Annotated in this window: 3 protein-coding genes; 1 reads left to right on the plus strand and 2 read right to left on the minus strand. The window is 77.8% G+C overall.

What is annotated here, in order from left to right:
- Positions 1-169 precede the first annotated feature (169 nt).
- Positions 170-1,012: a GNAT family N-acetyltransferase gene (locus AC2CJA_RS25815; protein ID WP_484605085.1), complete on the minus strand. Its 843-nt coding sequence runs from the start codon at positions 1,010-1,012 to the stop codon at positions 170-172.
- Positions 1,013-1,318: 306 nt separating this feature from the next.
- On the opposite strand from AC2CJA_RS25815, the gene AC2CJA_RS25820 reads away from it, so the two are divergent.
- Positions 1,319-2,314: a DUF3048 domain-containing protein gene (locus tag AC2CJA_RS25820; protein WP_484605084.1), complete on the plus strand. Its 996-nt coding sequence runs from the start codon at positions 1,319-1,321 to the stop codon at positions 2,312-2,314.
- Between the two features lie 330 nt (positions 2,315-2,644).
- On the opposite strand, the gene AC2CJA_RS25825 is transcribed toward AC2CJA_RS25820, so the two are convergent.
- Complete coding sequence (locus AC2CJA_RS25825; RefSeq protein WP_484605086.1) at positions 2,645-2,785, minus strand: PaaX family transcriptional regulator C-terminal domain-containing protein; 141 nt, start codon at positions 2,783-2,785, stop codon at positions 2,645-2,647.
- Positions 2,786-2,820: the final 35 nt, after the last annotated feature.

Consider the following 2,820-nt stretch of genomic DNA (forward strand, 5'->3'; position numbering starts at 1 on the left):
GGCCAGGGCCGCCCAGCGCGCCACCCGCCGCACCGCCCCGGCGCCCGCCGGGCGGCGGGGCAGGCAGCCGGCCACGGTGCAGGGCGAGAAGGGGAACCACGGATTCGCCCGGGGGTCCGTCCCGTCCGGCGTGCCCATCCTCTCCCCCTCCCTCTCCCCGCCGGTGCCGTCAGGCCGGGAGGAGGGAGAGGAAGTGCCGCAGGTAGCGCGGATTGGTGTCGCGCAGTGACAGCAGCACGTACAGGTCGGCGACGCCGAAGTCCGGGTCGTGGGCGGGCTCTCCGCAGACCTTCGCCCCCAGACGCAGATAGCCGCGCAGCAGCGGCGGCAGCGCGGTGCGGGGCGCGGCGTGCGGGGTGGCCCGGGCAGTGGCGTGCGGCACGGGTTCCACGCCCCCGGCACGCCAGGGCAGCCGGGGGCGCACCCGGTGCTCGGCGGGGGCGAGGTGCCGCTCGGCGACCGCCGCCCACACGGCGGCGGCCGTCGCCCCGCCGTCGGCCAGCGGCAGGGAGCAGCAGCCGCCGAGCCAGTTGTGGCCGGTGCGCTTCAGGTAGCGGGCTATGCCGGCCCACATCAGGGCGATGACGGCGCCGTCGCGGTGGTCGGGGTGGACGCAGGAGCGGCCCGCCTCCACCAGGTCCCCGCGCAGGCCGGCGCCGTCCAGCAGCCCGTCCAGCTCGAACTCGCCCTCGGCGTACAGCCGCCCGGCCGCGCGCGCCCGCTCCGGCGGCAGCAGCCGGTAGGTGCCGACCACCTGCCCGGTCGCCCGCTCCCGCACCAGGAGGTGGTCGCAGTGGGCGTCGAAGGAGTCGGTGTCCAGGCCGGGTTCGGAGCCGGACAGACGGGCGCCCAGCTCCCCGGCGAAAACCTCGTGGCGCAGGCGCTGCGCGGCCCGTACGTCCGCCTCGTCGCGGGCGAGGGAGACGGTGTAGCCGTCGCCGGAGGGTGCGGGTGCGGAGGGCTGGGCGGGAACACCGGGGAGGGCGGAGAGGGGCTGAAGGGCGGCGGGCACGGCTGGCACGGCGGAAGCGGACACGACGGGTCCTCCTGGTCCGGGCGGCGGCGGATCACCGGCCCCGCCGTACGGCGGGGCCGGCTCTCCTCCTTCTTCGCCGGGCCGGCTGGACTTCGCGTGACCGCTCCGGGGAGCGGGGGTGTGCGCCGGTTGAACACACTCCCCCGGCGCGTACGAGCCGCGCACGGAGGTGTTGTCACCCTCGCGGGGCAAGCGGACATGAAACCGCCCGCCCCGGTCAAGGGATGGGGCGAAGGGGTCATCAGGCGGCGCGGCGGCGCCCTGCCGGAGGGACGGCGAGCGATGCGGACGGCTGGAAGCGGGCGGGGCACGGGGCGGCGGGCCGTGCGGACGCGGATCCGGGCGCTGGCGGCGGCGGTGGCGTGCGCCGCGCTGCTGACGGGCTGCCCGGGAACGGGGAACGGCGACGGGGAACAGGAGAGCCGCTCCCCGTTCACCGGCGAGAGCGTGGCCGACGCCTCGGCGCCGGTGCTCGCCGTGAAGATCGACAACGTGCCGGCCGCGCGCCCCCAGACGGGACTGGAGCGGGCCGACATCGTCTACGTGGAGCAGGTCGAGTCGGGTCTGACCCGGCTGCTGGCCGTGTACTCCTCCGACCTGCCGCCCTCCGTGGGCCCGGTGCGCAGCGCCCGGGAGTCCGACATCGAGCTGCTGCGGCAGTTCGGCGAGCCGGCGCTGGCCTACTCCGGGGCTCAGTCGGGGCTGGTGCCGGTGCTGGAGGCGTCCCCGCTCCACCTGGTGCCGCCCGGTGAGGCACCCGGCGCCTACTCGCGGAGTGCGGACCGTTCCGCCCCGCACAACATGTACCTCGATCCCCGAGCCGCCCTGCGCGAGGCGCCCGCCGGGGTGAGCGGCGCCTCCGGCATCGGCTTCCGCTTCGGCTCGGCGCCGCCGGGCGGCCGGGCCGAGACCGAGGAGACCGTCCGCTTCCCCGCCGCCCGGTACTCCTTCACCTGGTCGCGGGAGGACGACCGCTGGCTGGTGTCCATCGACGGCCGGGAGGCGACCACCGCCGACGGCGACCGGCTCGGGGCTCCCACGGTCGTCGTCCAGCGCGTGGAGATCCGCGACTCCCGGTTCCAGGACCGCGGCGGCAGCGTCAGCCCGTACTCGGAGACCGTCGGTTCCGGCGAGGCGACGGTGCTGCGCGGCGGCCGGGCGTACGAGGCGCGCTGGTCACGGCCGTCGGCGGAGAGCGGCACAGAGTTCACCACCGCGGAGGGCGAACCGATGACCTTCGCCGAGGGGCGGGTGTGGGTGGTGCTCGCCCCGCGCTGAGCCGTGGCCGCCGCGGCCGAGCCGCGCACGCGCACGGGCGGGCGGCAGTGCCGGGCGCGAGCCGGGCCGAAGAGGGAGGCCGCGACCCGCCCCGGTCCACGGTGCGCCGGCCCGGCCGGCACCGGCCGGCGTTCGGTGGACGCCGGAGCGGACCGCGTGGACGCCGGTGCGCGTGTGTCCCCACGGCCCCGGGCGGTGCACGTCCGGGGCGGTCTCCGGCGCTCCCGGCGCGGGTGCGGTACCGCGCCGGGGTGTCATCGCACACCGTTCCATGTGGCCGGGCGGGGCTCGGCGGGGGTTTCCGAGGCCGGCGGGAGTCCCGCCGGCCGGTCAGTCCGGTGCGGCGTACCGCCGCAGGACGGCGCGCAGGTCCGCCTCGAAGGCGTCGTAGCGGGCGCGCAGCGCCGCGCCCGGCCAGCCGCGGGGCAGCAGGGCCGCCGGGAGCAGGGGGTCGGCCAGCAGATGGCGCAGGACGGCGGCCGAGACGGTGAAGCGCCGGGCCGGGT

Source organism: Streptomyces sp. ATLC9 (assembly GCF_057196705.1).

Coding starts and splice junctions, on each gene's coding strand:
- AC2CJA_RS25820 (WP_484605084.1), top strand. CDS start 1,319: ATGCGGACGGCTGGAAGCGGGCGGGGCACGGGGCGGCGGGCCGTGCGG.